This window comes from Cupriavidus sp. SIMBA_020, assembly GCF_046535395.1.
In the GTDB taxonomy this organism is placed as follows: Bacteria; Pseudomonadota; Gammaproteobacteria; order Burkholderiales; family Burkholderiaceae; genus Cupriavidus; species Cupriavidus campinensis.
Window position 1 is genome coordinate 1 of the sequence record NZ_JAWRWU010000339.1, and the last position, 292, is coordinate 292.

The 292-nt window shown below is 71.6% G+C and carries 1 pseudogene; it reads right to left on the minus strand.

The window, feature by feature from the left end:
* Positions 1-292, minus strand: a pseudogene (locus SB751_RS29480) (protein-serine/threonine phosphatase); the annotation flags it as partial.

A 292-nucleotide genomic window follows, 5' to 3' on the forward strand; every position in this document is an offset into this window, starting at 1 on the left:
GATTGCGGCGCGTCGCCCACGCCGTTGATCTGGCCGAGCAGCGCCTTCACGCTGCGATTGACCGCCGCCAGCAGCGCGGACGGATCGCGCGGACCCAGTTGCTCCAGCGCCTGCGAAAGCGACGCCGACGCCAGCAGCGTCATGAACGCGCCCGGCACGCCGTGACCCGTGCAGTCGGCCACCGCGCCGAACCAGCCGTCGGCGAACGCGGCGAAGTGATAGAAGTCGCCGCCCACCACGTCGCGCGGTTCCCAGACGAGCGCCGCGTCGGGCAGCGTGGTCGAGAGCGTTT